Consider the following 26,460-nt stretch of genomic DNA (forward strand, 5'->3'; position numbering starts at 1 on the left):
GTCAGCCTTCGGAGACCTTGATCTTGCCGCTCTCGATGTCCTGCTCGATCTGCCTGATTTTCGTCGACATCTCCGCCGTCGGTTTGCAGATGACCATGCCGGACGCCTTCGGCCCCATCGCCAGGCCGAACGCCTTATAACCCGGTTGCCACGTGCCGGCCGCCATCTGGTCGATCGCGTATTGCACCTGATAGCCGACGCCGGTAATCGAATACGCGATATACAGCGGGTCCGTGCCGCAGCGGTCCGTATAGCTGCCGATCACATGCGTGTGCTTTTCGTTGGCCGCCTGCTCCATGCCGCGCAGACCGAGATTCAGAATGTGATAGTGAACGTCCGCGCCTTGAGAGATGGCCGCCAGCGTGGCTTCCTTCGCCTTCGACACGTTGTCGAAATCGCCCGTGTAGCTCTCGAAATATTTGATCTTCGGATTGATCGAGCGCGCGCCGTTACCGAACTCCTTGCCGGCGTTGACGATAGACGGAATCTCCATGCCACCCACGTAGCTGACCGCGCCGTTCTTCGACAGCATGGCCGCGGCCGCGCCGGCAACGTAAGCGATTTCCGCCTGCTTGACGTCATAGCCCGCCACGTTCGGCGGCATGTCCTGCCCCTTGTTGCCGCCAACGATCGCGAACTTCACATTGGGAAAGCGTTTGGCGATCTTCAGCACGGATGCCTGCGTCTGGCCACCCACACCGATCACCAACTGGTTCTTCGACGCGAGGTTGGTCAGCGCCTGTTCCATGTCCGCGTAGTTGATGTTCTCGATCATCTGCGTCTTGAGCTTCGGACCCAGTTCTGTCTGCGCGGCGACGAGACCGTCGTAGCCGGATTCCATCCAGCCTTTGTCCGACTTCGAGCCGGGAATCAGCACGCCGACCCGCAACGGATCGGCCGCGACGGCATGCATCGCGCTGGTGGATGCGGCGAGCGCGACGACACAGGTGGCGAAGGTTTTGAACTTGGCGATCGACATTCTGGCATTCCTCTTGCGTTTGGTTTGGGTAAGTAGGTTATTCATGAACGAAACAAATGCAACTTCAATGCCAAGCCATGGTTTTTATGGGCGCCGGCGTTCGTTCCAATCTGCTCCAAACAACGGCCAGAACGCCGCGCCCGCAATGCGCGGCGGCATCCGGGCAGCCCATTCTTTATAGCGATTCAGACACGATGGAGAACTTCCGATGAAACAACACGACGCTTACGGCACAAGCGTTTCCGGCCAGTTGGGCCGCGACGGCCGCCATCGCTGGCACGCCAGCGAGAAGCTTGTCGACCTGTCGTTGCCCGCGCCGGAACCTGTCGTCGCGACACTGTCGTGCGAACCGCAAAACGTGCGCATCGACCTGCGCAGCACGGCGATCGTCGTGATCGACATGCAGAATGATTTCTGCACCAACGGAGGATGGGTTGCCCAGATTGGGGGCGATTTCGAGGCCGACCGCGTGCCGATTGCACCATTGCAGCGCCTGCTGCCGGTTCTGCGTCAATGCGGCGTGCCGGTCATCTGGGTCAACTGGGGAAATCGGCCCGACCTCGCCAACATGCCGCCGAATCAGTTGCATCTATATAAGCCGACCGGCACAGGCACGGGCCTTGGCGAACCGCTCGCGAGCAACGGCGCGCATGTGCTTGAAAAGGATTCGTGGGCCGCTGCGGTGGTCGATGAACTCAAGCCCCTGCCCGAGGACATCTGCGTGGACAAGTACCGCATCAGCGGCTTCTGGGACACGCCGCTCGACAGCATCCTGCGCAATCTCGGCATTCGCACGGTGATGTTCGCGGGCGTGAACACCGATCAGTGCGTGCTGCATTCGCTGACCGACGCCAACTTTCTCGGCTACGGCTGCGTGCTGGTGGAAGACTGCTGCGCGACGTCGTCGCCGGCGTTCTGCACGGAGGCGGCCGTCTGGAACGTGAAGAAGTGCTTTGGCTTCGTCACCGATTCGGCGCGTATCGTCGATGCTTTGGCGGACTGCGCATGAGTGCATTCATCTCGGGCCCGCGCGTGCAGGTGGGCGCGACGGCGAGCGGGCCGCTCGACGGCCTGCGCTTTGCGGTGAAGGATCTGATCGACGTCGCCGGCGTGACGACCGGCGGCGGCAATCCTGACTGGCGGGAGAGCCATGCGGCGGCACGCCGTCATGCGCCTTGCGTCGGCGCGCTGCTGGACGCCGGCGCTGCTCTCGACGGCAAGACGATCACCGACGAACTCGCCTATAGCCTCGAAGGCGCGAATCATCATGACGGTACGCCGCTCAATCCGCGCTGGCCGCATGCATTGCCGGGCGGATCGTCGAGCGGCTCGGCTTCGGCGGTGGCGGGCAGTGAGGTGGACTTTGCGTTGGGCACCGATACTGGCGGCTCGGTGCGTGTGCCCGCTGCGTTCTGCGGGTTGTGGGGCATGCGGCCGAGTCACGACGCGATTTCGCTCGAGGGTGTGCTGCCGTTCGCACCGTGCTTCGACACGGTCGGCTGGTTCGCGCGGTCGATCGATGTGCTTGCCGCGGTGGGCGATGTATTGCTGCCGGAAGCGGTCTCTCCGGCTACTGCGTCCGGGCAGCCGATACGCCTCGCGCGTGTCGTCGAAGCGTTCGCCGCGCGTGAGCGCAACGAGCCCGACGATGCTTTACGCCTCGATGCCTTAGCCAGATCGTTAGGCGCGGACACGTCGCTCGATCTGTTCGCCGGAGACGAGGCGCGCTGGCTTGCGTGCTATCAGATCGTGCAGGATCTTGAGATCGACGCCTCGCTCGGTGACTGGATCCGTGCCACGCAACCCCGTTTCGGCCCGTCCATTGCAGCGCGCTTTGCGCGGCTCGAAACGCTCGATCGAAAGCAGGCCGCGCAATGGCGCGCCACTCAGCGCGAATTGCGCAGCGCGCTCGATGCGATGCTCGGACTCGATACCGTGCTGCTTATGCCGACCACACCCGTTGCGCTGTTACCGAAAGATGCATCGGGCGCCGCAATCGGCCGCTTCTACGACGACGCGCTCACCATGAACGCGATTGCCGCGATCGGCGGCCTGCCGCAAATCACGCTCCCCTTCACCGACGAAATCGATCGCCCGCTCGCACTGTCGATCATCGGCGCGCGCGGCAGCGATCGCGCGTTGCTTGCCTTCGCGCGCGATCTATACTCGCGGCGCACTTCGGCGAACCTTCGGTAGTGGAGCATCGATGCACAATCTGAAACTCGCCAGCAGCACCGGCGGCATGGTTACCAGCCCGCACGCGATGGCCAGCGCCGCGGGCCTCGACGTATTGCGCGCGGGCGGCAACGCGATCGAAGCCGCGATCGCCATCGGTGCGGCGCTGTGCGTGACGTATCCGCATTTCACGGGACTCGGCGGTGACGCTTTCTGGGTGATTGGCGATCGGCAAGGAATGTTGCGCACGGTATCAGGCATCGGCCAGGCCGCGGCGCAACTGCCGGCGTTCAGCGGCGCGATTCCTTTGCGCGGGGCAGCGTCTGCGATCACCACGGCCGCGACCGTCGATACGTGGAATCAGGCTTATAAAATCAGCCAGACATCGTGGGGTGGCCGGCAATCATGGGCATCGCTGTTTGATCGCGCGCTTGAATATGCATCGGATGGATTTCCGGTCACGCCTTCGCAGCATTTCTGGCAATCGCTTCGCGCGAATGAATTGCGTTCGTTGCCCGGTTTTGCAGCGACTTTCGCGCCGCAGGGCCGTATTCCTGCTATCGCTGAACGCTTCGTGCAGCCCGCGCTGGCAAAGAGCATCGAGCGGATTGCCCGCTTCGGCGCGTACGAATTCTATGAAGGCGAGCTTGCAGAGCGAATTGCGCGCGGTTTGCACGAAGCCGGCTCGCCGCTGACGTCGAGCGATCTGGCGCGAACGCAAGCGCGCGATGAAATGCCGTTACGTGTTGCTTATCGTGGCGGCGAGCTGGTCAGTATGCGACCGCCGACGCAAGGGGTGACGACACTGCAGATCATGGGCATCCTCGATCGATTCGATGTTGCGCAGATTGCAGAAGGCAGCGCCGATTACTACCACTTGCTGGTGGAGGCCGTGAAATGCGCGTTCCTGGATCGCGACCGCTTCGTGTCCGATCCTGAGTTCAACAACGTGCCGGTCGACGACATGCTGTCGCCCGTTGCGCTCGATTCGCATGCACGCTCGATCAATCTGCGTGAAGCGCGTGCATGGCCCCACGTGTTCCGCCCGGGCGACACGGTGTTTATCGGCGCGACGGATAGCGAGGGCCGCAGCGCCAGTGTTCTGCAAACGGTTTACTTCGACTGGGGGAGCGGCGTGGTGGCGGGCGATACGGGCATTCTGTGGCACAACCGCGGCGCGTCGTTCAGCACGAATCCCATGCATCACAATGCGGTGCAGCCGGGTAAGCGGCCGTTCCATACGCTCAACCCCGGCATGTATCTGAAGGATGGCCGGCCACACCTGCTGTTCGGCACGCAAGGCGCGGACGGTCAGCCGCAAACGCTGGCCGCGATACTCACGCGCCTGATCGACTACGGGATGGACCCGCTCACTGCGCTCGCCCGTCCGCGCTTTCTGCTGGGCAAGACCTTCTCCGATACGCGCGATGCCTTGAAGCTCGAGCAAGACGTCGGCGCCGACGTGTTCACGGCACTTGCTGAGCGTGGGCATGAAGTGAGCGCCATCCCGGCGCAGAGTCCTCTAGCGGGGCATCCTGGGGTGATCCGCATCGAGGCGGATGGTTCGGCTTCAGGCGCTCACGATCCGCGCAGCGACGGCCGTGCGCTTGGGGTCTGACGGAGCCAAAGCATGTTAGCTATGCGACCCACGTCAGCCGAGCGTAAAGCGGTCGCGCGTCGTCACGTAATCGCTCGCACCGAAGCGGCCCACCGGAAAGTAATGCTGCAGCCGCACGCGCCAGGTCTCGGTGTCGATCAACTCGTCGCGAGCATGCAGCCGATGCACACGGCCGATGAAAATCTGCCGGCTGGTCGTCTCCAGCGTCTCCCACGTTGTGCATTCGAACGCCACCGGCGCTTCGGCGATACGCGGCGGCGCGACGTGCGTACTCGGCACCGGCGTCAAGCCGACCTCCACGAGTTCGCTCACATTCGGCGGCAAACGCTCACCGCAACGATGCATCTTCTCCGCGATCGCCTCGTCGGCGAGATGCACGACAAACTCACCCGTTCGCACGATGTTCACCGCCGTGTCCTTGAGCGTGCCGTCACCGACGCGATTGATACTGATCATCACGATCGGCGGTTCTTCTCCGAGCATGTTGAACATTGAAAACGGTGCGGCATTGATCGTGCCGTCCGCACCGAGTGTGGTCACGAGCGCGATCGGACGCGGCACGATCAGGCTCGCCATCAGTTTGTAGCGCTGGTACTCGGTGATCGCTTCGAAGTCGATTTCCATGTGTGGGGGCCTAGGTTTGAGTAGCGTAACCGGTGATGCCGAGCAACTGGCCGAGGCTTTTCTCGCCGCGCATCCGCGACGTTTCGATCCGCTCTTCGATATCGCGAAGATGCGCTTCCATGTGGGCCATTGCACCTGCGGCATCGCGCGCCTCGATGCAATCGACAATCGTCGCATGCTCCGCGTGCTCGCACGGCGCATGTCCTGGCGGTTCGTATACACCGACAATAAGCGAGCAGCGCGAAACCAGTTCCTTCAGATAGTTTTGCAGAATCGAGTTGCCGGCGAGCGCGGCGATGCGCATATGAAAACTGCTGGCGAGCGTGGCCCACGAAGGCTGGTCGAAGCGATGCATCGCCTCGTGCTCGTTCGCCAGCTGTTGGCGCAAGGCCTTGATGTCTTTTGCGCTCGCTCGCTGCACGGCAAGCTCGACCAGCATGCGCTCGACAGAGCGCCGCGCCTCGAAAATTTCGCGCGTCTCTTCCGGCGTTGGCTCCGCGATCACCGCGCCCTTGTTCGGCCGCAGCACGACAATGCCGTCGTAGGCGAGCTTTTCCAGCACCCGCCGCACGACCGCGCGGCCCACGCCGAACAGTTGACACAACTCGGGTTCCGGCAGCTTCGTGCCGGGCGTCAAACGATGATTCAACACACCGTCGAAGATCGACTGATAGAGGCGCGCGTCGACGTCCGCTTCTTCCTTCGGCGTTTTTCTGGTGTTGGCCGCACCGGTTTTCGGGCTCATGCTCATGCAACCTCAGGGCGCAGCATGCCGTCCCGCTCCAGTTCGTCCATATGACGTGCGATCGCGCCCGGTGTCGCCATCCACACATCGCCTTTCGCGCGTGCCGTGGCGATATGGTCGAGCGCACGGCGCAAATGCCGCAGTCTGTAGGGCTGCCCCACCAGATAAGGATGGAGCGCGATGCCCATCACGAGCGCCTGAGGCTGCGTGCCGCGATTGGCCTGTTCGAGCATCTCGTCGAACTGATCGACGATCATGTCGGCGAACGCGCGTCCGTCCATATGACGGCCCACCATCATCGGCAGATCGTTGAGTTCCTGCGGGTACGGAATCGACCATAGCGGGTCGCCCCGTGTGGCCATGCGTACCGGGCGATCGTCGTGACACCAGTTCAGCGTGTAGCGATAACCGGTCTCAGCCAGCAGATCGGGCGTCAGGTGCGATTCGGAAATCCAGGGCGAGAGCCAGCCCGCCGGCGCCGTGCCGGACGTTTCGGCGATACGGTCGCGACAATGCAGAAGCAGCTCGCGTTCGCCGGTTTCGTCCAGGTCGCTTTGCCGATGCGCATTCGTGTGCCCGTGGCCGATCAGTTCGTCGCCGCGCGCCACGCAGGCCGCGATCAGTTCCGGGCAATGGTCGTAGAGCGCGGTATTGATGAGCGTGCCCACAGGCATTTCCAGCTGATCGAACAGTTCGATGCAGCGCCACGCGCCCACGCGGTTACCGTATTCGCGCCAGCTATGGTTCAGCACGTCGGGTTGCGGTGAGGTCGGGCCGAGCGCGGCGCCGAGTCCCTCGCCGAAGGCGAAGTGCTCGATGTTGAAGCCGAGGTAGACCGCGAGCCCGCTATCGCCGGGCCAGCGGAAGGCGTCGCTGTCCGTGATCGGGCGATACGCGAAGCGGCCATGCGTGGTGATCGATTGACGGGCGCGATTCTCTGCTGCGGGCATGTTCCGTGTGTCGTTCATGTAAAGACGCCGTGAGTGACGAAAAGCGGTGCGTGGCGTTCCGGATGAACCGGGTTGGGCCGGATCATGCCCCGGGACGGACCGAAGACGCACCGCGATTGCGCAAAAAAATCTCTTTGATCGCTGACGATCGATGCTACGGATCGTTTGCAATATGTGAGCCAACTCGTCGACGTTAAGTACACCGGCGCGTTTGCGATCGGCGAGCGTCGCGATACGGCGGATGGCACATGTCTTGCATTTGCATGGTCTCGCACAAGGCAACGCGCGTGTTTTAGCGTGTGTCTGCTCTTCGCCCGTTCACGAGGACGTCCACTTCATGATTCAGTCTGCTTCAACGGTGCTCGAAACCAAAGCCGCCGATATCGAACTGGTGCACGTGTCCAAGCAATACGGCGACTCGCTTGCCGTCGACGCCATCGATCTGCGCATTGCCGGCGGTCAGTACTGCTGCCTGCTCGGGCCGTCGGGATGCGGCAAGACCTCGACTTTGCGCATGATTGCCGGGCATGAATCGGTCACCGAAGGTGACATTCTGATCGCGGGTCGCAACGTGACGCGCGCGGAACCCGCCGCTCGCGGCACGGCGATGGTGTTTCAGAACTACGCGCTGTTCCCGCATCTGAGCGCACTCGATAACGTCGCGTTCAGCCTGAAGATGCGCGGCATCGCGAAGGATGTGCGCCGCAAGCGCGCCGGCGAACTGCTGGAACTGGTCGCGATGTCCGCCTATGCCGAACGCAAACCCGCACAGTTGTCAGGTGGCCAGCAGCAACGTGTCGCGCTTGCTCGCGCGTTGCTGAATCAACCAGGCTGTCTATTGCTCGACGAACCGCTGTCCGCGCTCGACCCCTTCCTGCGCGTGCAGATGCGTGCGGAACTCAAGCGCTGGCAGAAAGAACTCGGCATTACGTTCGTGCATGTCACGCATTCGCAGGAAGAGGCGATGGCGCTAGCCGATCTGGTGGTCGTGATGAGTCATGGGCGGATCGAACAAAGCGGCACACCGCACGAAGTATTCAACCGTCCGCGCACCGAATTCGTCGCGCGTTTCCTCGGCGGTCACAACGTATTCAACGCGAACGGCCGATCGTTTACCGTGCGCGCCGATCATCTGCGGGTGGTGCCGCACGGCGTCACGCCCGTCCAGACGGCAACCGGCGAAAGCGGCCTGACCCGGATCGGCGGCGTCCCTTGCAAGGTGCGCGAAGCGGAATACCAGGGCACCCATTTGCGTATGACGCTCGATCCGCTCGACGGCTCGCCTGAACTGATCTCGCTGGTAAGCGACAGCGACTACGACCCGGCCCGGCTCGGCCCCGACGCGCGCGTGGTGGTCTGGTGGAACGAGCAGGACGCGCATCCGCTGGCGGCCTGAGCCTGTGCGCGGCATTACGTGACACGGCAGCGAAGAGAACGTCTGAACGAGAAAACCGAACGTCAACTGAGGAGAAAGCAATGAGTGAAGCGAACGAAAGCCCGGCAGCGGCCGCATCCGACCTGACGGAAAAAGGCCTGTCGCGCCGCACGTTCATCAAGGGCGCCGTGGCGGCGGCCGGTATTGCCGGTTTTCCGTACGTCCATGCGCAGGAGAAGATCACCTTGCGCTACCTCGGCACGGCGGTGAATCAGAGCGCCGACATCGCGAAGAAATTCAAGGAAGACACGGGCATCGATATCCAATACGTGCCCGTGACGACCGACGATGTGGCCAAGCGCATCATCACGCAGCCCAACTCGTTCGACATTGTCGACACCGAATACTTCGCGCTCAAGAAACTGATTCCAGCCGGCACGCTCGCGGGCATGGACGCGAAACGCATCAAGCTCGCCGACAAGATCACGCCGGTGCTGACGCGTGGCGAAGTGAACGGCAAGAAGATCGGCGATCAGGGCACCGCGCCGAAGAAAGTCATGTTCCTGACCGGCCCGCGCTCCACCGAATTCTCAGCGACACCGACCGAATGGATGACGCTGATTCCGACCACGTACAACGCGGACACGCTCGGCATTCGTCCGGACCTCATCAAACGCCCGATCGACAGTTGGGCCGAACTGCTCAATCCACAATTCAAGGGCAAGGCTGCACTGTTGAACATTCCCGCGATCGGCATCATGGATTCGGCAATGGCGATCGAGGCGATGGGTCACATGAAGTACGGCGACAAAGGCAACATGACCAAGGCCGAGATCGACCAGACCATCAAGATCCTGATCGAAGCCAAGCGTGCCGGCCAATTCCGTGCGTTCTGGAAGGACTTCAACGAAAGCGTGAACCTGATGGCTTCCGGCGAGGTGGTGATCCAGTCGATGTGGTCACCGGCCGTAACCAAAGTGCGCACCATGGGCATTGCGTGTAAATTCCAGCCGCTCAAGGAAGGCTATCGCTCGTGGGCGTCGGGTTTCGGCTTTCCGCGCTCGCTGCAGGGCAAGAAGCTCGACGCTGCGTACGAGTTCGTCAACTGGTTCCAGGACGGCTGGGCGGGCGCCTATCTGATGCGTCAGGGCTATTACCCGGGCGTGCTCGAGACCGCGAAAACGCACATGCAGCCTTACGAATGGGACTACTGGATCGAAGGCAAGGCTGCCGCGCAGGACATCAAGGCGCCCGACGGCCAGTTGCTCGAGAAAGCAGGCACCGTGCGCGATGGCGGCTCCTACACCCAGCGCATGAGTGCGATTGCCTGCTGGAATGCGGTGATGGACGAGAACATCTACATGGTTCAGAAGTGGAACGAGTTCATCGCGGCCTGATCCTGATCGATGCAGTTGCATGAGAGGCTGCCGGCGCACGACACGCCGGCGGCTTTTCGATGACGCGCTCCTTCCGTAGCGCTGTGTTTCCACAGATATCCGCCCATGGCAACGATCGAGCTTCCCTCTCACGCGCAGGACGAACCCGTCAAACACCGGCGCGTGCCGGCATGGCTGCAGGCCACGCCGCTTTCGCTGACGTTCCTGCTGTTTTTCATCGTGCCGCTGGTCATCACGTTGATTGTCAGTTTCTGGGACTTCAACGAATACCAGATCATCCCGGCCTTCACGCTGAAAAACTACGCGGCGATTTTTAATGGCTGTTCGTCGATGACGGACGTCTGCGTGACCTTCAAGACGTATTGGTCGACGCTCAAGTTCTGCGCCATCGTGTGGGCCGTAACCTTGCTGCTGGGTTTTTCGATCGCCTACTTCCTGTCTTTCCATGTGCGTACAACGAGCATGCAGACCATACTGTTCCTCGTCTGCACAATTCCCTTCTGGACCTCGAACGTTATCCGGATGATCTCGTGGATGCCGCTGCTCGGCCGTAACGGCCTCGTCAATCAGGCGCTGCTGGGCGTGCATCTCATCGATCAGCCGCTCGAGTGGTTGCTGTACTCGAACTTCTCGGTCGTACTGGCGTTTGTGCATCTCTACACGTTCTTCATGATCGTGCCGATTTTCAACGCGATGATGCGCATCGACCGCTCATTGCTCGAAGCGGCGCGCGATGCCGGCGCGAGTGGCTGGCAGGTGATTCGCGACGTGGTGTTGCCGCTGTCGAAGACCGGCATCGTAATCGGCTCGATCTTCGTCATCACGATCGTGATGGGCGATTTCCTGACCGTAGGCGTGATGGGCGGCCAGCAGATCGCATCGGTCGGCAAGATCATTCAGGTGCAGACCGGCTACCTGCAGTTTCCCGCCGCAGCCGCCAACGCGATCATTCTGCTGGCTGTGGTGTTGATGATCGTGTGGGGTTTGACACGGGTGGTCGACATCCGCAAGGAGCTGTGACGATGCAGACCATTCGTTTCAAATATCGGGAGCATCGGCCGGCCAGCTTTTACTGGCTTGCGCTGTTGTTCGGCCTGTTCGTCCTGTTTTTATACGGACCGGTGATTACGATTTTTATTCTTTCATTTCAGGGGCCCGAGGGCGGATTGACGTTTCCGATGCGCGGTGTGTCGCTGCATTGGTTTGCCGTGCTGCGAGACGGCGTGGGCGATGTCGATATCTGGGGCGCATTCGGCCGTTCCGTGCGGCTCGCGCTGGCGGTCACTGTTCTGACCGTTCTGTTCTCCGTGGCGGCGGGGTTGGCGTTTCGCCGGCGGTTTCGCGGGGATACGGCGGTGTTTTATGTGTCGGTTGCCAGTCTGATCATGCCGTCCATTATCGTTTCGCTTGGCATCGGGTTGACGTTCCGGTTGCTCGATAACGGGGTGAAGTATCTCGCTTCCGCGTGGGGGGATCCGTCTTTTGCCGATACTTATACGACGTCGATGGGCTTGTTCACGTCGGCGCTGGGCGCGCATTTGACGTGGACGTTGCCGTTTGGTTTGCTCGTGATGTTTGCGGTTTTCAATCGCTTCAATCCTGCTTATGAAGAGGCTTCGCGGGATCTGGGCGCCACGCCGTGGCAGAGTTTCCGGCATGTCGTTCTGCCTATTATTGGACCTTCCGTGGTCGGCGTCGCCATGTTCGGGTTCACGCTTTCATGGGACGAGATTGCTCGTACCTCGCAGGCGATCGGGGATCAGAATACTTTGCCGCTTGAGTTGCAGGGACTGACTACGTCAGTGACTACGCCGGTGATTTATGCGCTGGGGACGATGACTACGGTTTTGTCGCTTGCTGTTGTGGTTTTTTGTTTGTTCGCGGTGCGGGGGTTGGGGCGGAGGCGGGTTTCGGGAGGAAAGGGGTGAGGGGTTTTTTTGCCTTTGGCGGTGGGTTTTCGTTGGTCTGGGTTCTTTGGTCTTTCCTTGTTTTCTTGTTGGATTGTTGGCGTTCGCCCCTTTCGTTGATCTGACTGCTTTGGCCTTTCCTTGAATTCTTATTGGTTTATTAGCGTCGCCCCTGTGCGGGGCAGGCACCTACTTTTCTTTGCCTGCCGCAAAGAAAAGTAGGCAAAAGAAAGCGGCTCAAACCGCTAGATTATAAGCGGGTCCCCTGGCTCGGAGGGGATAGTGGTGCATCTGGAATCCGTGCCCCCGCACAATCCGCGTGAGTGACAAGGCCGTCATACTTCCCGTCTCGCCCTGCGTGCTCGCCGGATGAATTCATCATGCAAACCAATGGCTTCGTTCACGTGCAATGAGGACCGCCGGCTTCGCCCTCGGCGAACCGTCTCTGCAATCATACCCCCCACTTCGAACTAAATACCGGGGTGTCGCAATGGCTGTCGCTGTCGGTTAGGCAATGACAAACTGCAGTTCCGTGCAAAACGTGAGCGTCAAAACGCAGCGGGTGGTTTTATGAAGTACGCGTCGGCGCGCGCAGCGCCGCCGGAAGTATGACGGCTTTGTCACTGTGGTGGAGTGTGCGAGAGCACAGATTCCAGATGCACCACTACCGCGACTGTGCGAGGGCCCCGCTTAAAAATTAGCGGTTTGAGCCGCTTTCTTTTGCCTACTTTTCTTTGCGGCATGCAAAGAAAAGTAGGTGCCTGCCCCGCACAGGGGCGACGCTAATAATCCAATAAGAATTCAAGGAAAGGCCAAAGCAGCCATATCAACCACAGAGGCAAACGCTAAAAAACCACTACCAATTCAAGACAAGGCAGCGCCCAAAAAACCCAGGTCAACAAAAAACCACCCCCTCAGACACACAAACAACAAGCGCCGCGCAGGCAAAAAAGAACCATTTCACTACACCTTCTAAGAATCAACCAAATACTTGGTTGCTAGCCCCCCATCCCTCCCGTACCGTTCTCAGACTGCGCCCGGCGCGCCTCCCTGCTTTGGAGAACTCATGTCAGCATTCGAATCAAACCCGAATCACACAACCGCAGACGCCGCCCAGCCTTTCGGCGAAGACGCCCTCACCCGCCGTTTCGCGCCCGTATTCGCACGTATCGCCGAAGGTGCGGTAGAACGGGAACAAAATCGGGAGTTGGCCTACGCGCCCGTGGAATGGTTACGCGAAGCCGGCTACACCCGACTGCGCGTACCGAAGCGCTATGGCGGCGACGGCATTTCGCTCACGGAGTTCTTCGCCCTGGTCACGCGTCTTGGTGAAGCAGACTCGAACCTTCCGCAAATCCTGCGTGTGCACGGTGGCTTTATCGAATCGCTGCTGGAAAATGACGATGAACCGCTGCGCGACCGATGGCTCACGCGTATCGCCCAAGGCCAGATCATCGGCGGCGCCGTGTCCGAGCGTACCGGCATCACTCAAAACAGCGTGCGCCTCACGCAAACCAATGGCGCGTGGCATCTCGATGGCGAGAAGTACTACACCACGGGCACGCTCTACGCCGACTGGGTCGACGTCACCGCACACGACGGGCAAAGCGACGTGCGCGTGCTCGTCAGGAGCGATACACCAGGTCTCGCCCGGATCGACGATTGGGATGGCTTCGGGCAGCGTCTTACCGGCAGCGGCACGGCGCGCTTCGAGCATGTGCCGGTCTCGCCCGACAATCTGTACCGCCGCTATAACGCCACCGAACCACGCCGTAACAGTCTGCTCACTGCCTACTATCAGGCGCTGCACGTCGCGAACCTGGCCGGTATCAGCCGTGCGGCGCTGCGCGATGCGGTGGCGTTCACGCAAGCTAAAACCCGAACCTTCGGTATCCCAGGAGAATCGAGTCCGCGCGACAATCCGCTGGTGCATCGCGTAGTCGGCCGTCTCGCGAGCCTCGCTTACTCGACGCAGAGCATCAGCGCTTCGCTTGCCCGCGCGATCGATGACGTGTCAGTGGCCCGACAGGAAGGCCGGAGCGGCGAACAAACCTACATCCATCTGGATATCCAGACTTTCCAGGCGCAACAGATCGTCATCGAGCAAACGCTGCAAGCGGCCACGCTGCTGTTCGAAGTGGGGGGCGCATCGGCAACTAGCGAGACGCGCCGCTTCGATCGCTACTGGCGCAATGCGCGGGTACTGGCGTCGCACAATCCGGCAATCATCCGCGAAGCCGCTATCGGCGACTTCTATCTGAATGGGAACGCGCATAACGAAAGGTTCGGTGTGGCGCGGAATCTGGAAGCATCCACGGTACCTGCCCAGCTTTAAAAAACACGTCAAGCACGCGCTCAAACAATTAAGGCCGCGTGCGCGGCCTTAATTGTTTATTTGTCACCGGGCCCGGAACCGGACCGATGACAGAATCAACGGCTTCCCCGAATTACTTCGCGGATGGCGTCCAGATCCTGATGTCCGTCGCTTTCAAGGTGGCGGGAATAAGCCCGGCCGCACGATACGTGTCAGCGATGCGCTGCTGTTCGGCTAACTGATCGCGTTTCACGGGCACGATGTCGTAGCTGCGGCGGCTATTGGCCAACTCCACCGTCGGTCCAGGAATATTGCCCCACATCGGGCCGAGAATCTGCGCCGCTTCCTGTGGATGTGCCTTGACCCACTTGCCCGTCGTGTTCAATTCGTCGAATACGACGCGCAACACGTCCGGATGCTTGTCGGCAAAGGCTGTTGTCGCCGTGTAAAAACGGTTGTATTGAGCGACACCGCCGCTGCCGTCCGCAATCACGCGAACATGCGCCTCACGTTGCTGGGCAGCGAGGAACGGGTCCCAGATGGCCCATGCGTCGATGTTGCCGCCGCGAAAGGCAGCGAGCGCGTCGGGCGCCTCCAGATAACGCACCTGGATATCGTTGATCGTCAGTCCCGCTTTAGCCAAAGCGCTCAGCAACAGGAAGTTGCAACCTGAGCCTTTGGAAACCGCCACGCGTTTGCCCTTCAGGTCCGCCACCGAGTGAACCGGCGAATCCGGCGGCACGATGATCGCCTGAGCGGTGGGCGCAGCGGTTTCTTCGGCGTAGTACGTCAGCGGTGCATTGGCGGCCTGCGTAAAGAGCGCAAAGGCATCCGCCACATCCGCATGCAAATCGACGCTGCCCGCATTCAGCGACTGCAACAGGCCTGTCGAAAACTCATGCCAGCTCACGTCGTAGCCGAGCGCGTTGAGCTTCTTCTCCAGCGCGCCGGTTCGCTTCAGCAGAATGAAGAGCGTCGACGAACGCTGGTAGCTGATCGACACCGTTTCGTTAGCGCGTGCCGTGCCGAATGACAGCACACCGCCGATCAACATCAGGCACACGCAGAATTGCCGCAGGTTTCGGGAGCCGGAGAAAGCGAGGTGCATCGAATGAGATCCATGTGAGTATGCGGAATCGCTGAATATATAAAAGAACGGCGCACGGCTTAAGACCGATTTCATCGATCGATATGGGCAGAAATTGGAACGCGCGGCGGCGCTATCGCTCATCATTCGAGGTTTGATGCGAGTTGAAGAACACGCCTTTCCCGCGGAGATTTCAGCATGATGTCGACACTTCCTCCCCGCTTCGGCATCTGGGCGCTGGTTCACGGCAGCCGTGCCGCGCTGCAGGACCCCGATGAACCGTACGACGCGTCATGGGCGCGAAACAAGGCCCTCGTTCTCGAAGCCGAGCGGCTCGGTTATGACTCCGTGCTGGTCGCGCAACACACGATCAATCCGCACAATCCCGACTTCGATCAGCTCGAAGCGTGGACCGCATCGGCAGCGCTTGCGGCGCTGACCGAACGCATCGAGATCATCGCCGCAATCAAGCCGTATCTGTATCACCCGGTGGTGCTGGCAAAGATGGCGCAGCAGATCGAACACATCAGCGGCGGGCGTTTCGCGATCAATCTTGTCAACGCATGGAATCGTCCTGAGCTGGAGCGCGCCGGCATCGGCTTTGCGGAACACGACGCGCGTTACGCGTATGGGCGCGAGTGGATTACGGTGGTCGATTCTTTGCTGCGCGGCGAGCGCACGCGTTTTCGCGGCGAGCATTTTAATGTGGATGACTATTTATTGCGCCCGGCGGACCCGTTTCGCAGCCGTCCGCGCATCTACGTCGGCGGTGAATCGGAACCGGCGCGGGAACTGGTCGCCGACAAGGGCGACGTGTGGTTCGTCAACGGCCAGCCGCTGGACGACGTCAAGGCGTTGATCGCGGATGTATCGGTCCGCAAGCGCCCCGCCGCGCACGAGCCGTTGCGTTTCGGTTTGTCAGCATTCGTCATCGCTCGCGAGACGGATGAAGCCGCAGATCGGCACCTTGACCATCTCTTCGCGCTCGCCTCGAAAGATGCCCCATTACGTGAGCAACAGAAGTCGAACATCGACCCGAAGGCGGTAATGTTCCAGACCTTCGCGCGAACGCCGCGCGTGGGCTCGAACGGCGGCACGGCGGCTGGACTGGTCGGCAGCTATGACACGGTCGCAGAACGGATTGCCGGCTTTCACCGAGCCGGGATCGAGTTGTTCATGCTGCAATTCCAGCCGTTCGAGACCGACATGCGCATTTTTGCCGAAGAAGTGATTCCACGCGTACGCCGCCTGCTCGATTGAGCCGGGCAGGTTCCTCGGCGTTCAGTTCCGGGCCCTCGTGTGGCACAGTATCGTCAAGCGCATGCGCTACGCTTGCGAAACTGACTAGCCACGACGAGCGACATGAAGAACCTGACTGCGTACGAGCCCCCGGTCGACGAAGACCAGCTTCTGCTGAAGTGGATCCGGCGCGCGCGTGAATCCCAGATGAGCCACTACGACATGGCCGACCTCCTGTCGGCGCGTGACCGCGGCGTCGGCTGGCTGGTCACTGTATTGACCGCTTTTGTGGGCACGGCCGTGTTTGCGTCGCTGAGTTCGGCCACCGTCTCACCGGTACTCAGGATCGTCCTGGGCCTCGTGAGCGTGGCGGCCGCGGTCTCCGCCGCGCTGCAAACTTTCCTCCGATACGCGGAGCGTGCGGAAAAGCATCGCGCGGCGGGTGCGCGCTATGGCGCGGTACGGCGCAGGCTCGAAGCGATCTTCGCCGGTGACGCCGATGCCCGCGACGGCCACTATCTCACCGCGATCCGCGACGAGCTCGACCGGCTCGCTGAAGATTCCCCGAACGTGCCGCCGCGCGTCTTTTATCGCACCCAGCGAACCCTGTCCAACGAACCCCGACGAAGCCGCGATGCCTGAGCGACGCCCCGCTCATCTGAAAGCTACCGTGTAGCGGACACGAGCAGCATCATTGGCCGCTCGCGTTCTTCCGCCAGCTCAGGGCGTGCGGCAAGATCGGCATCGGTCGGCCCCCACTCGTCGACATGGGTAATGGTGAAGCCCGCGCCGATCAGGTGGTTGAGCAAGGTGCCGATGGTGCGGTGCTGCTTGATGACACCGTCGGCGAGCCAGTTCGTGACACGTGGCCCTTCCAGTTGGTAGCTGTCGAGCGGCCAGTGCTTGCGGCCGTCTGCGTCGACCGACCAGCAGGGTTGCTGCGGCGCCATGAAAACCGGATGCTCGATCGAGAACACGAGGTGCCCGCCCGGCACCAGCGCGCGGTGCACAACGTCGAGCAAGCCGCGCAAATTTTCGATGTAGTGAAACGCGAGCGAGCTATACACAAGGTCGAAGCCTGCCTGCGGCAAGTCGAGATGTTCGAGGTCGGCTCGGTCATAACGCATGGCCGGATCGTTCGACGGCGATCGTGCCCGCTCCAGCATTTTCTCCGAGACGTCGAGACCGAGCACCGTGGTGGCGCCCGCCTCGCGCGCCCATCGGCAGAACCATCCATAGCCGCAGCCAAGGTCGACCACGGCCAGGCCGCGCATCTCCGGCAGCATGGCCCGCAGCGCAGGCCATTCGGGGGCGCCTGCGAGGCCCTGTTTCGAACGACCCAATTGGCTGTAGTTGTTGAAAAATGCGGGGTCGTCGTAAATGTTCTGTGTCATTTGTAAATAGCATTAACTGTAATTGAGGCAACGCGGCGGCATGATGTATAAGCGAAGAATCTTTACGGCGTGCCATTTACTCCCTGCAATTTCGCTTGCCGGGCAGCTCGACCACGCCTCCTGGCAAGGCGGCTGAAAGCCTGCACAGGCCATCCTTCAGGTCGCTTAAGCGTCATTTAAGCTCGCTGCCCGCACAATACGCGCTGGTGAGAATACCCCTATTCCTGAACATGTTTTTCCGTCAGTCATTTGAAATGCGGTATCCCCACCCGGGCTCCCAGTATTCACATCTTTCCGGGTCTTTCCTTTTGCCCGACTATGGTATTGTCCGACCTGCGCTGTAAAGCGCATTGCCACACTCAATCGGGAAGCATAATCGCTCCCTAAAAAAAAGATTATGGAAGTCCAGAACGCCCGTCGTTGGGCACCAAGGGGAACACGCGTCTGGCTGGGCGCGGCCGCCGCATTGGCGATCGCCAGCGGAGTGCGCATGTTGCTCCATCCGCTTATCGGGCCGATCATGCCGGGCACCGCGTTCTGTATCGCGGCGTCGCTGGTCGAATATTTTTGCGGGCTGGCCCCGGCGCTCACAGTCATGCTGCTCGGCCTGGGTATCGCCGACTATCTGTTCGTCCCGCCCTACGCAGCCATCACGGTATTCAATAGCGCCGACCTGGTCCTGCTGGTTTCCTATCCGCTGGTGACGCTGTTCGTCATCATGCTGATCGAACGCCTGCGCCGCTCGCAGTTTCGTGCGGAACTGATCGCATCGGTTGCGCAGTCGCGCTATGAAATGCTGCTGCGTCACGACAACGAACGCATGCTCGCGCGCCGTGCCGTCGATGAAACGCATCGACTGCTGCGCCATCTTTCGCATCATCACAAGACCTTTATTTTCATTCAGGCGCTCGAGCGCAACGCGCTGCAACCGGCCGACGACCTCAAACCGCAAGGCGCGTTACCGCGTCTGCCTAACGAAATTGCGCCTGGCCCGCGCTTTGCCGATGTCGATCCCGAAGACATTCAACGGCTCAGCAAAGCACTGTGGCCCGGGAGCCACCGCGTGCGCCTGAAAAGCGGCGACGGTGTGTCGAAGTTGACCGAGTGCGTGTGCGAACGGTTCACCACTCATGCCGGCGAGTTTCTCGTGCTGCGGATCGGAGTCTGATCCATGAGCCAACCAACGAGTCTCTTCTTACCCGGCGACGACCATGCCGTACTGATGTTGCACGGCCTGTCGAGTTCGCCGCTCGAATTACGCTTTCTCGCCCGCTATCTGAACGCCGAGGGCTTCACCACCTGCGCGCCGGTCCTGCCGGGCTACAGCGCAGGCTCGAAAGAAGCGGCGATGGAGGCATGGCTCGAGGCCGCCGTGCGCGAGTACGACGCGCTGGCCGCGCGCTTTGCACGTGTCTCAATCTGTGGGCTATCGATCGGCGCGGCGCTAGCGCTGGCGCTGGCGCATCGCCGTCCCGGGGCGCAGTCGCTCGTGCTGTTGTCGCTGACACTCTCATACGACGGCTGGGCGATCCCCTGGTATCGCTTCCTGCTCAACTGGGCGTACTTCACGCCACTGCGCAAGCGCTGGCGCTACCGCGAGGAAGCGCCGTTCGGCCTGCGCAACGTAGCGCTCCGGGCGAAGATCGCCCGTGCGATGCAGCGCAGCGACTTCAGCGAAGTCGGGCCGTCCACGATCTCATTGCCCGCCTTGCACCAGGCGAGCCGCCTCGCCACGAGCGTGCGTACGCAGGTGCGCGACATCAAGACCGATTGTCTGATTGTCCACGCGATCGACGACGAGACATCGAGCCCCCGCAATGCCCGCTTTGTCGCCGCGAATATCGGCGCTGCCTTCTTACGCACAATCTGGCTGGATGATTCGTACCACATGATTACGTCGGACAACGAACGCGAAATCGTCGCGCGCGAAACCGCGCTATTTTTGCGCGAGAGCGAAGCCGCCCACAGCGGCGACGACAGCGGCAAGCAACAGGTCGTCTCGAAGGCTTTGGCGCGACGCCTCAGGCAGCTCGCGGCGCTTGGCAAGGAGCGCGCGTGACGGTGCATACCACGCCCAGATTCAGCAAACCGGCGAGCGTGCCGCTGCGCACCCCATTCAGATTCGGCAAATCCGCACACATGTCACTGCTGCTCGCCGCTGCGCTGGGCCTTTGCACAGCGCGTGCTGCGTATGCGGACGATGCAAGTTCGACCGCGACGACCGACGCAAGCGCGGACGCGGCCACCGACAGCAAGTGGAAAATTGGCGTAGGCCCAGGCGTGGTGATCACGCCCACGTACCCGGGATCGCGACAATTGAAGGTATTCCCGTTCCCTGCGCTGGACATCTCTTACGACGACCGGATTTTCTCGCAAGGCCCTGACGTGCTTGGCGTCAACGTGCTGCGCAGTCCCGCCTATCATGTGGGCGCTGCTCTCAGTTTCGATTTCCAGACTCGCAAGGAGTCTGACGATCCGCGGCTGCATGGGCTTGGCAACGTGTATGGCGGCCCCAAGCTGAAGCTGTTCGCGGACTACACGTGGTGGGCGTTTACCGGCTCGGTGGCGCTGTACCAGGATATCGCCGGGCATCACCAGGGGACCACGGTCAGCACGGATTTCGTGGCTTCTGCACCGGTTGGCGGCTGGTTGTTCTCGGTGGGCCCGGGGTTCACCTGGGCGAACGGGACTTACACGCGGACGTTTTTCGGCGTCTCAGATCAGCAGAGTTCGGCTTCGGGATTGCCCACGTATAGCACCAGTGCCGGTGTGCGGGACATCCATATGAACGCCATCGTGTCTTACGACTTTTCAAAGCACTGGAATGGCTCGGTTTCCGCTACTTTCGGACGACTGGAGCACGACGCGGCGAATAGCCCGATTACCGAAAAAAGGTTCGAGCTGAATACGCTCGCTTCGGTGAACTACAAGTTTTAGTTTTTGGCTTTTTGCGCGCCCTTAGCGCACAAAAAGCCAGTAGCGTTTCAGTCTCCGGCGCCCAGCTCTTCAACTTCGATTCCCAACTCCCCGGCCATGCGCCGCACCACCACCTGAAGCCGGCTCAGTTCATCGGCGAGCCGCTTCTGTTCGGCTTTCAACGCCTCGAACGCCGACAGCGGCACAACCTCATCTTCCCCGCCGGGCGGTGCCAGCTCACTCGCGCTGACTTCGCCGCATAGCAGATGCGTCCAGCGATTTTCGCGCTCGCCCGGTGTCCGGGCCAGCTTCACCACCCGCGAGGGATCCCCGTCGGCCAGTTCATCGAGAAACGCCTCCACCGACGAAATGTCAGCGAACCCATGCAAGCGCGCGCTGTTCAAGCGCAGCTCAGCCGCAGTTTGCGGGCCGCGCAGCAACAGAGTAGTCAGTAGCGCTGCCGACTGACTCGGCAATCCCAACACCCGGTTCATGTTGTGCTCGAAACGCGGCACACGGCTGCTGCTGCCCTCCATCACCAGGCTCAGGCGCTTCAATCCGTCGACGGCAGTCAGCACCTCCGCCTCGGTCGCATTTATCACCGGCGCACGGCCAGTTTTCTGGTTGCAGCCCAAGGTCAGCGCGTTCAGAGAAAGTGGATAACTGTCCGGCACCGTGTGCTGCTTTTCGACGAGCACGCCGAGTACGCGCCCTTCAAGCAAGGTCAAAGCGCGGATGGAGGGACGGGAAACAGCGTCGGGAGTGGAGTTCATAGAGGAAGTCGCGGCATGCGCCGCCAGGTCTCGTGGAGGGTGTGCCTTACCGTTGCACAGCCGGGCGGCAGGTTTTAGTTTGTGGGCCCTATGATAAACGCCCCAGCCGCTCGCGGTGTACGAATCTCCGCAATGACGAGGCGCATCCCAAACGCGCCCGCATCCGTCCCGGCGCATTTTTGTTTTGTTGACATGTTCCCATATTAGAGATAATTTCCCGGATATGGAAAATTCACTCCCAGACGACAACGCCATCGACCGCCGCATCGCCCAGCGCCTGCGAGGGCTGCGTGCCGAGCGCAACTGGTCGCTCGACGATCTGGCGAAGCTCAGCAACGTCAGCCGCGCCACCCTGTCGCGCCTCGAAAACGCTGCCGTGAGCCCAACGGCGAGCGTGCTGGGCAAACTTTGCGTCGCCTACGGTTTGCCGATGTCGCGCCTCATGCATATGGTCGAAGAAGACTTCGCGCCGCTGGTGCCGCGCGAGGCGCAGGCGGTCTGGACCGACGCGAGCGTCGGCTTCCGGCGCCGCTCGGTGTCGCCGCCGGCTCAAGCGCTGAGCGGCGAGGCGCTGGAGTGCGAACTCGATGCCGGCGCACGCATCACTTACGACGCGTCGCCGAGAGCGGGCCTCGAACATCATCTGATCCTGCTCGAAGGGCAATTGCAGATCACCGTCGACGGCCGAAGCCACGATCTGCGTCCCGGCGACTGCGTGCGCTATCAGTTGTTCGGCCCCAGCACGTTCGTCACGCCCGCGCACAGCGCGGCGCGCTACATCCTCTTCATCGTCTGAGTGCGAGCCAACATGAGCGCCACCGCCATCACAACCTTTTCCGCCGACGACCTCGTGCGTCATCTGCCCGAACTCGGCGCGCTGCTGCGTGCCTGCGTCCACGACGGCGCCAGTGTCGGATTTGTATTGCCCTATAGCGTTGAAGAGAGTGAGGCGTTCTGGCGCGACAAAGTGCTGCCGTCGCTGCGCGCGGGCGCGCTTGTGCTGTTCGTCGCTCGTCACGGCGAATCAATCGCCGGAACCGTGCAACTGGATTACGACACGATGCCGAATCAGCGTCATCGCGCGGAGGTGCGCAAGCTGCTGGTGCACCTCGCGTTTCGCCGCCAGGGCATCGCCAAAGCGCTGATGATGGAACTGGAACACCGTGCGCAGCAGTTGCAACGCAGCCTGCTGACGCTCGATACGCGTACGGGCGACAAGGCGGAGCCGCTCTATGCCGCGCTGGGTTATCAGACGGCCGGTGTGATCCCGCAGTTTTGCCGCGACACGCAGGAGGAGCGGCTTGATTCGACCACCATCATGTACAAGACGCTCAGCGCGTAACGCTGACTGGCCGCCCGTGACGCACGCTCAAGATGAGCGATACGCCACCAGGCAGCCCGTCGTGCAGACTCAGCCGAGTCTTCAAGCCGTGGTTTAACGGCGCGAATCGAACGCGATCCGCACAGCCAGACCGGCGAGCACGGTGCCCATCAGCCACCGTTGCACGAGCAGCCATACCGGCCGGCCGGCGAGAAATCCGGCGATCGAACCCGCCATGCTCGCAATCAGCGCGTTGATCGTGACGGCGATAACAATCTGCACGCAGCCGAGCGCGATCGACTGCCTGAGCACGCTGCCGTGCGCCGGTGAAATGAATTGCGGCAGCAACGACAGATACATCACCGCGATCTTCGGATTGGCGAGGTTGGTGACGAGGCCCATGGTGAACAGCTTGCGGCGGCTGTCGTGCGGCAGGTCGCGCACCTGGAACGGTGAGCGGCCACCCGGCTTGACCGCCTGCCATGCCAGATACAGCAGATAAAGCGCGCCGCCGAAACGCAACGCGTCGTACGCATAGGGCACCGTCAATAGAAGCGCGGTGATGCCGAACGCTGCGCAAAACATGTAGAACACGTAGCCGAGCGCGACGCCGCCGAGCGACACGAGCCCGGCCCGCCGCCCCTGGCAAAGCGATCGCGAGATCAGATAAATCATGTTCGGGCCGGGCGTGAGCACCATGCCGAGCGAGACCAGGGCGAAGGCGAGCATCGTTGTGACAGCGGGCACGGCGGTCTCCTGTGTGAGTTGAAAATCGAAGTCGGGCAGTGCCGCTAAATATAGCCGATGTCGCCGATTCAGGCCTTAAACCCACACACGAAAAGTCCCTATACGCAGTTGAACGGGGTTCATTGCACATCGCGATTGCGCTTACACGCGCGGCTCGCTGCGCCGCTTACGCGGTGTCGCGATTGGCGGGCGACGCGCGCCGTGCTCCGCATCACGGCGCGCGATTCACTGCGGTACGGCCAGGCGAGATCAGCTGAGATACGTCTCCACGAGTTTGACCCAGTAGCTCGCGCCGAGGCTGATGATGCGGTCGTTGAAATCGTACTTGGGGTTGTGCACCATGCAACCGCCCCACTCGCCCACGCCGTTGCCGATCACGACGTAGCAGCCCGGCACCGCATCGGACATCCATGCGAAGTCTTCGCTGCCCATCATGCCTTTGGTGTCGGTCAGCACGTTCTCGGCGCCGACCAGATCGGTGATCACATCACGCGCAAGCGCGGTTGGCGTCTCGGCATTGACGACCACCGGCACGAGGCGTTTGTAGTCGATCGAGGCTTCCACACCGAAGCTTTGCGCCTGCAGCGTGACGATTTCATGCACGCGTTTTTCGATCCGCTCGCGCATCTCGGGGTTGGTCGAACGCATGTTCAGCAGAAGCTTCACCGTTTCGGGGATCACGTTGTGGGTCGCGCCCGCATGAATTCCGCCGATGCTCACCACGCCCACTTCGGAGGCCGGCAGATTGCGCGAGACAATAGTCTGCAGCGCCATGATCAGCGAGCCGGCCGCGACGATCGGATCGCGTGCCTTGTCCGGCATTGCGCCGTGGCCGCCCACGCCTGTCAGCGTGACCGTGGCGACGTCCGAGGCGGCCGTCACGCCGCCCGTCTTCACGACGAACTGACCGACCGGAATGCCCGGGCCGTTGTGCAGCGCGTAGACCGAGTCGCACGGAAAGCGCTCGAACAGACCCTCTTCAATCATGCGGCGCGCGCCGCACAGGTTTTCTTCGTCGGGCTGGAAGATCAGGTTGAGCGTGCCGTCGAAGTCGCGGCTCGTCGCCAGATGCCTTGCGGCGGCCAGCAGGATCGCGGTGTGGCCGTCGTGGCCGCAGGCGTGCATCTTGCCAGGAATCCGGCTTGCGTAGGGCAGATGCGTCTGCTCGTGAATCGGCAAGGCATCCATGTCCGCGCGAATGCCGATCCTGCGCGTGCCGTTGCCCAGTTTCAGTTGCCCGACCACACCCGTGCCGCCGATGCCGGTATGCACGTCGTAGCCCCACTCTTTCAGCAAGCCGGCCACCAGTTCCGCTGTATTGACGACGTCGAAGCCTGTTTCCGGATGCGCGTGAATCTGGCGGCGCAGATCGACAAAGGTCTGTTCGTCGGCGACCACGTCCTTGATCAGTTTGGCCGATTGCAGTTCCGCTTCAACGATTTGTGCTTCAAGCATGCGATGTTCTCCTGTTAGTTCTGGTGGTCCTGCCAGCCGTCTCTGATGATGGGCTGCGCTGCATTTAATTGAAATCTCTGGCCGGTGCGCTCAGTCGGCGCGGCGCTCTTTCAACGCCGCCAGTGCGCCGAGCGACACCGCGCTGCACGCGACCATGTACCAGGCCGGCGACATGGGATTGCCGGTCGTGCTGATGAGCCACGTCACGATGAATTGCGCGAATCCGCCGAATACCGACACGCCGATGCTGTACACCATCGAAAAACCCGTGGCCCGCACATGTTTCGGAAAGCCTTCCATGAGAATGAGAAAAACCGAGCTGGAAGCGGCCGCGAGACAGCTAACCAGCGCGGCGATCACCGTCAGCGCGACGCCGAGTTGCGCGGTGTGGTTGAGCAGCCAGAACGCCGGATAGATCAACACGGCGCCGAGCAGTGTGGCGCCGACGACCAGCGGCTTGCGACGCGGCAGGCGATCCGACAGCAGACCTGCGAGCGGCGAACCAATCAGCAAGACCGCGCCCGCCACGCAACCCGATAGAAACGCGGTGCCCGGCGGCATATGCAGCACGCGGATCAGATAGGTCGGCATATAGAACACGACGATGTACATCGATGCCGTGCCGCCGACCATCATGAGAACACCGACGCACACTTGCCGCAGATGACGCGCCATCACCTCACGAAACGCGCTGCTTTCACGCGCCGTGGCATGGTGCGTTTCATCCAGCGCGCGGCGGATATACATCCCGACCGGGCCGATCAGCAAACCGCAAAGGAACGGAATGCGCCAGCCCCAGCTTTCCAGATCGGCAGGCGCGAGGAAATGCGACAGCAGAAAACCGCTCAGCGCGCCGACCAGCGCCGCCGCACCCTGGCTCGCCAGTTGCCAGCCAACCAGAAAACCGCGTGTGGACCGCACGCCCGACTCCATCAGCAACGTGGTCGACGCGCCGATCTCGCCGCCTGCCGAGAAGCCTTGCAGCAATCGGCCGAGCACGATCAGGAGCGGTGCGAACAGGCCGATCTGCGCATAAGTGGGCGCAAGGCCGATGATTGCCGTGCCGAGCGCCATCAGCGCGATGGTCAGCGTCATCGCCGCTTTACGACCGGCCCGGTCCGCGTAGTTACCGATCAGGATGCCGCCCAGCGGCCGCATCACGAAACCAATGCCGAAGGTGGCGACCGCCATCAGCAGCGAGCCGAAAGCCGTATGCGACGGAAAAAACAGCTTGCCGATCAGGACCGCGAAGAAGCTGTAGATCGTGAAGTCGAACATCTCCAGCCCGTTGCCCAGCGTGGTCGCGGCGATCAGCGCGAACTTCGAGGCGCGTGGCTGAGCGGACGACTGATCCGACAACGGAGCGAGCCCCTGAACCGGCCCCTGAGACACCGCGTCGACTGACGCGGGTTGCAGCGAGGTGTGCAGATTTGCCATGACGATT

General features: G+C 61.6%; 25 protein-coding genes. 15 read left to right on the plus strand and 10 right to left on the minus strand.

What is annotated here, in order from left to right; genetic code table 11:
• Position 1: 1 nt before the first annotated feature.
• Complete coding sequence (locus ACUN0E_RS14040; protein ID WP_445566977.1) at positions 2 to 979, minus strand: BMP family protein; 978 nt, start codon at positions 977 to 979, stop codon at positions 2 to 4.
• 208 nt (positions 980 to 1,187) lie between these two features.
• On the opposite strand from ACUN0E_RS14040, the gene ACUN0E_RS14045 reads away from it, so the two are divergent.
• Genes ACUN0E_RS14045 through ggt form a run of 3 tightly spaced genes read left to right on the plus strand, consistent with a single transcriptional unit; the run spans position 1,188 to position 4,772 of the window.
• Positions 1,188 to 1,988, plus strand: a complete 801-nt coding sequence (locus ACUN0E_RS14045; protein ID WP_445566978.1) for a cysteine hydrolase — start codon at positions 1,188 to 1,190, stop codon at positions 1,986 to 1,988.
• Positions 1,985 to 3,175 (plus strand): amidase, encoded by a 1,191-nt coding sequence (locus ACUN0E_RS14050; RefSeq protein ID WP_445566979.1) that lies wholly within the window; start codon positions 1,985 to 1,987, stop codon positions 3,173 to 3,175. The genes ACUN0E_RS14045 and ACUN0E_RS14050 overlap by 4 nt, the downstream gene beginning before the upstream one ends.
• Positions 3,176 to 3,185: 10 nt before the next feature.
• Positions 3,186 to 4,772, plus strand: coding sequence for a gamma-glutamyltransferase (gene ggt / locus ACUN0E_RS14055; RefSeq protein WP_445566980.1), 1,587 nt, complete (start codon positions 3,186 to 3,188; stop codon positions 4,770 to 4,772).
• A gap of 33 nt (positions 4,773 to 4,805) precedes the next feature.
• Here the strand turns inward: ggt and ACUN0E_RS14060 are convergent, their stop codons facing one another.
• The 3 genes from ACUN0E_RS14060 to ACUN0E_RS14070 are packed head-to-tail and all read right to left on the minus strand — an operon-like array spanning position 4,806 to position 7,109.
• Positions 4,806 to 5,396: a flavin reductase family protein gene (locus tag ACUN0E_RS14060; RefSeq protein WP_445566981.1), complete on the minus strand. Its 591-nt coding sequence runs from the start codon at positions 5,394 to 5,396 to the stop codon at positions 4,806 to 4,808.
• 10 nt (positions 5,397 to 5,406) lie between these two features.
• Positions 5,407 to 6,141 carry a GntR family transcriptional regulator gene (locus tag ACUN0E_RS14065; RefSeq protein ID WP_445566982.1) on the minus strand — a complete coding sequence of 245 codons (735 nt, stop codon included), beginning with the start codon at positions 6,139 to 6,141 and terminating at the stop codon, positions 5,407 to 5,409.
• Positions 6,142 to 6,143: 2 nt separating this feature from the next.
• Positions 6,144 to 7,109, minus strand: a complete 966-nt coding sequence (locus ACUN0E_RS14070) for a polysaccharide deacetylase family protein (protein WP_445566983.1) — start codon at positions 7,107 to 7,109, stop codon at positions 6,144 to 6,146.
• 319 nt (positions 7,110 to 7,428) lie between these two features.
• Here ACUN0E_RS14070 and ACUN0E_RS14075 point away from each other — a divergent pair, with 319 nt between their 5' ends.
• From ACUN0E_RS14075 to ACUN0E_RS14095, 5 genes are all read left to right on the plus strand, one after another.
• Positions 7,429 to 8,487, plus strand: a complete 1,059-nt coding sequence (locus tag ACUN0E_RS14075; RefSeq protein ID WP_445566984.1) for an ABC transporter ATP-binding protein — start codon at positions 7,429 to 7,431, stop codon at positions 8,485 to 8,487.
• An 80-nt stretch (positions 8,488 to 8,567) separates the two neighbouring features.
• Positions 8,568 to 9,863, plus strand: a complete 1,296-nt coding sequence (locus tag ACUN0E_RS14080) for an ABC transporter substrate-binding protein (RefSeq protein ID WP_445566985.1) — start codon at positions 8,568 to 8,570, stop codon at positions 9,861 to 9,863.
• Positions 9,864 to 9,968: 105 nt separating this feature from the next.
• Positions 9,969 to 10,883: an ABC transporter permease gene (locus ACUN0E_RS14085; RefSeq protein WP_408224822.1), complete on the plus strand. Its 915-nt coding sequence runs from the start codon at positions 9,969 to 9,971 to the stop codon at positions 10,881 to 10,883.
• A 2-nt stretch (positions 10,884 to 10,885) separates the two neighbouring features.
• Positions 10,886 to 11,791, plus strand: a complete 906-nt coding sequence (locus ACUN0E_RS14090) for an ABC transporter permease (protein ID WP_445566986.1) — start codon at positions 10,886 to 10,888, stop codon at positions 11,789 to 11,791.
• Positions 11,792 to 12,761: 970 nt separating this feature from the next.
• Complete coding sequence (locus ACUN0E_RS14095) at positions 12,762 to 14,105, plus strand: acyl-CoA dehydrogenase family protein (RefSeq protein ID WP_408224816.1); 1,344 nt, start codon at positions 12,762 to 12,764, stop codon at positions 14,103 to 14,105.
• A 112-nt stretch (positions 14,106 to 14,217) separates the two neighbouring features.
• On the opposite strand, the gene ACUN0E_RS14100 is transcribed toward ACUN0E_RS14095, so the two are convergent.
• The gene (locus ACUN0E_RS14100) at positions 14,218 to 15,192 is read right to left on the minus strand and encodes an aliphatic sulfonate ABC transporter substrate-binding protein (RefSeq protein ID WP_408224813.1); all 975 of its coding nucleotides are present in this window, start codon (positions 15,190 to 15,192) and stop codon (positions 14,218 to 14,220) included.
• A gap of 180 nt (positions 15,193 to 15,372) precedes the next feature.
• On the opposite strand from ACUN0E_RS14100, the gene ACUN0E_RS14105 reads away from it, so the two are divergent.
• On the plus strand, positions 15,373 to 16,431 hold the full coding sequence (locus ACUN0E_RS14105; RefSeq protein WP_408225276.1) for an LLM class flavin-dependent oxidoreductase: 1,059 nt from the start codon (positions 15,373 to 15,375) through the stop codon (positions 16,429 to 16,431).
• Positions 16,432 to 16,533: 102 nt separating this feature from the next.
• On the plus strand, positions 16,534 to 17,052 hold the full coding sequence (locus ACUN0E_RS14110) for an SLATT domain-containing protein (protein ID WP_408224810.1): 519 nt from the start codon (positions 16,534 to 16,536) through the stop codon (positions 17,050 to 17,052).
• 23 nt (positions 17,053 to 17,075) lie between these two features.
• Here the strand turns inward: ACUN0E_RS14110 and ACUN0E_RS14115 are convergent, their stop codons facing one another.
• Positions 17,076 to 17,804, minus strand: coding sequence for a class I SAM-dependent methyltransferase (locus ACUN0E_RS14115; RefSeq protein WP_408484453.1), 729 nt, complete (start codon positions 17,802 to 17,804; stop codon positions 17,076 to 17,078).
• A gap of 397 nt (positions 17,805 to 18,201) precedes the next feature.
• Here ACUN0E_RS14115 and ACUN0E_RS14120 point away from each other — a divergent pair, with 397 nt between their 5' ends.
• The 3 genes from ACUN0E_RS14120 to ACUN0E_RS14130 all read left to right on the plus strand — a co-directional run bounded on the left by ACUN0E_RS14120 (position 18,202) and on the right by ACUN0E_RS14130 (position 20,741).
• Positions 18,202 to 18,972, plus strand: coding sequence for a DUF4118 domain-containing protein (locus tag ACUN0E_RS14120; protein ID WP_408224804.1), 771 nt, complete (start codon positions 18,202 to 18,204; stop codon positions 18,970 to 18,972).
• A 3-nt stretch (positions 18,973 to 18,975) separates the two neighbouring features.
• The gene (locus tag ACUN0E_RS14125; RefSeq protein ID WP_408393802.1) at positions 18,976 to 19,863 is read left to right on the plus strand and encodes an alpha/beta hydrolase; all 888 of its coding nucleotides are present in this window, start codon (positions 18,976 to 18,978) and stop codon (positions 19,861 to 19,863) included.
• Positions 19,864 to 19,943: 80 nt separating this feature from the next.
• Positions 19,944 to 20,741, plus strand: a complete 798-nt coding sequence (locus tag ACUN0E_RS14130) for a MipA/OmpV family protein (RefSeq protein ID WP_445570437.1) — start codon at positions 19,944 to 19,946, stop codon at positions 20,739 to 20,741.
• Between the two features lie 47 nt (positions 20,742 to 20,788).
• Here the strand turns inward: ACUN0E_RS14130 and ACUN0E_RS14135 are convergent, their stop codons facing one another.
• On the minus strand, positions 20,789 to 21,493 hold the full coding sequence (locus ACUN0E_RS14135; RefSeq protein WP_408336703.1) for a YceH family protein: 705 nt from the start codon (positions 21,491 to 21,493) through the stop codon (positions 20,789 to 20,791).
• A 223-nt stretch (positions 21,494 to 21,716) separates the two neighbouring features.
• Between ACUN0E_RS14135 and ACUN0E_RS14140 the strand changes: the two genes are divergently transcribed.
• Both ACUN0E_RS14140 and ACUN0E_RS14145 read left to right on the plus strand, forming a co-directional pair.
• Positions 21,717 to 22,289, plus strand: a complete 573-nt coding sequence (locus ACUN0E_RS14140) for a helix-turn-helix domain-containing protein (RefSeq protein WP_445566987.1) — start codon at positions 21,717 to 21,719, stop codon at positions 22,287 to 22,289.
• Between the two features lie 12 nt (positions 22,290 to 22,301).
• Positions 22,302 to 22,835 carry a GNAT family N-acetyltransferase gene (locus ACUN0E_RS14145; RefSeq protein WP_445566988.1) on the plus strand — a complete coding sequence of 178 codons (534 nt, stop codon included), beginning with the start codon at positions 22,302 to 22,304 and terminating at the stop codon, positions 22,833 to 22,835.
• Between the two features lie 93 nt (positions 22,836 to 22,928).
• Here ACUN0E_RS14145 and ACUN0E_RS14150 read toward each other — a convergent pair whose 3' ends face one another.
• The 3 genes from ACUN0E_RS14150 to ACUN0E_RS14160 form a co-directional block, all read right to left on the minus strand.
• Positions 22,929 to 23,561, minus strand: coding sequence for a LysE family translocator (locus ACUN0E_RS14150; protein ID WP_445566989.1), 633 nt, complete (start codon positions 23,559 to 23,561; stop codon positions 22,929 to 22,931).
• 249 nt (positions 23,562 to 23,810) lie between these two features.
• Positions 23,811 to 25,016: a M20 aminoacylase family protein gene (locus tag ACUN0E_RS14155; protein ID WP_445566990.1), complete on the minus strand. Its 1,206-nt coding sequence runs from the start codon at positions 25,014 to 25,016 to the stop codon at positions 23,811 to 23,813.
• Between the two features lie 90 nt (positions 25,017 to 25,106).
• Positions 25,107 to 26,453, minus strand: a complete 1,347-nt coding sequence (locus ACUN0E_RS14160; protein WP_408224785.1) for an MFS transporter — start codon at positions 26,451 to 26,453, stop codon at positions 25,107 to 25,109.
• Positions 26,454 to 26,460 lie beyond the last annotated feature (7 nt).

It is taken from the genome of Paraburkholderia sp. D1E, assembly GCF_052682275.1.

Excerpts from the sequence above, each read along its gene's own strand:
- ACUN0E_RS14040 (WP_445566977.1), bottom strand. The coding sequence starts at position 979 with ATGTCGATCGCCAAGTTCAAAACCTTCGCCACCTGTGTCGTCGCGCTC.
- ACUN0E_RS14045 (WP_445566978.1), top strand. The coding sequence starts at position 1,188 with ATGAAACAACACGACGCTTACGGCACAAGCGTTTCCGGCCAGTTGGGC.
- ACUN0E_RS14050 (WP_445566979.1), top strand. The coding sequence starts at position 1,985 with ATGAGTGCATTCATCTCGGGCCCGCGCGTGCAGGTGGGCGCGACGGCG.
- ggt (WP_445566980.1), top strand. The coding sequence starts at position 3,186 with ATGCACAATCTGAAACTCGCCAGCAGCACCGGCGGCATGGTTACCAGC.
- ACUN0E_RS14060 (WP_445566981.1), bottom strand. The coding sequence starts at position 5,396 with ATGGAAATCGACTTCGAAGCGATCACCGAGTACCAGCGCTACAAACTG.
- ACUN0E_RS14065 (WP_445566982.1), bottom strand. The coding sequence starts at position 6,141 with ATGAGCCCGAAAACCGGTGCGGCCAACACCAGAAAAACGCCGAAGGAA.
- ACUN0E_RS14070 (WP_445566983.1), bottom strand. The coding sequence starts at position 7,109 with ATGAACGACACACGGAACATGCCCGCAGCAGAGAATCGCGCCCGTCAA.
- ACUN0E_RS14075 (WP_445566984.1), top strand. The coding sequence starts at position 7,429 with ATGATTCAGTCTGCTTCAACGGTGCTCGAAACCAAAGCCGCCGATATC.
- ACUN0E_RS14080 (WP_445566985.1), top strand. The coding sequence starts at position 8,568 with ATGAGTGAAGCGAACGAAAGCCCGGCAGCGGCCGCATCCGACCTGACG.
- ACUN0E_RS14085 (WP_408224822.1), top strand. The coding sequence starts at position 9,969 with ATGGCAACGATCGAGCTTCCCTCTCACGCGCAGGACGAACCCGTCAAA.
- ACUN0E_RS14090 (WP_445566986.1), top strand. The coding sequence starts at position 10,886 with ATGCAGACCATTCGTTTCAAATATCGGGAGCATCGGCCGGCCAGCTTT.
- ACUN0E_RS14100 (WP_408224813.1), bottom strand. The coding sequence starts at position 15,192 with ATGCACCTCGCTTTCTCCGGCTCCCGAAACCTGCGGCAATTCTGCGTG.
- ACUN0E_RS14105 (WP_408225276.1), top strand. The coding sequence starts at position 15,373 with ATGTCGACACTTCCTCCCCGCTTCGGCATCTGGGCGCTGGTTCACGGC.
- ACUN0E_RS14110 (WP_408224810.1), top strand. The coding sequence starts at position 16,534 with ATGAAGAACCTGACTGCGTACGAGCCCCCGGTCGACGAAGACCAGCTT.
- ACUN0E_RS14115 (WP_408484453.1), bottom strand. The coding sequence starts at position 17,804 with ATGACACAGAACATTTACGACGACCCCGCATTTTTCAACAACTACAGC.
- ACUN0E_RS14120 (WP_408224804.1), top strand. The coding sequence starts at position 18,202 with ATGGAAGTCCAGAACGCCCGTCGTTGGGCACCAAGGGGAACACGCGTC.
- ACUN0E_RS14125 (WP_408393802.1), top strand. The coding sequence starts at position 18,976 with ATGAGCCAACCAACGAGTCTCTTCTTACCCGGCGACGACCATGCCGTA.
- ACUN0E_RS14130 (WP_445570437.1), top strand. The coding sequence starts at position 19,944 with ATGTCACTGCTGCTCGCCGCTGCGCTGGGCCTTTGCACAGCGCGTGCT.
- ACUN0E_RS14135 (WP_408336703.1), bottom strand. The coding sequence starts at position 21,493 with ATGAACTCCACTCCCGACGCTGTTTCCCGTCCCTCCATCCGCGCTTTG.
- ACUN0E_RS14140 (WP_445566987.1), top strand. The coding sequence starts at position 21,717 with ATGGAAAATTCACTCCCAGACGACAACGCCATCGACCGCCGCATCGCC.
- ACUN0E_RS14145 (WP_445566988.1), top strand. The coding sequence starts at position 22,302 with ATGAGCGCCACCGCCATCACAACCTTTTCCGCCGACGACCTCGTGCGT.
- ACUN0E_RS14155 (WP_445566990.1), bottom strand. The coding sequence starts at position 25,016 with ATGCTTGAAGCACAAATCGTTGAAGCGGAACTGCAATCGGCCAAACTG.
- ACUN0E_RS14160 (WP_408224785.1), bottom strand. The coding sequence starts at position 26,453 with ATGGCAAATCTGCACACCTCGCTGCAACCCGCGTCAGTCGACGCGGTG.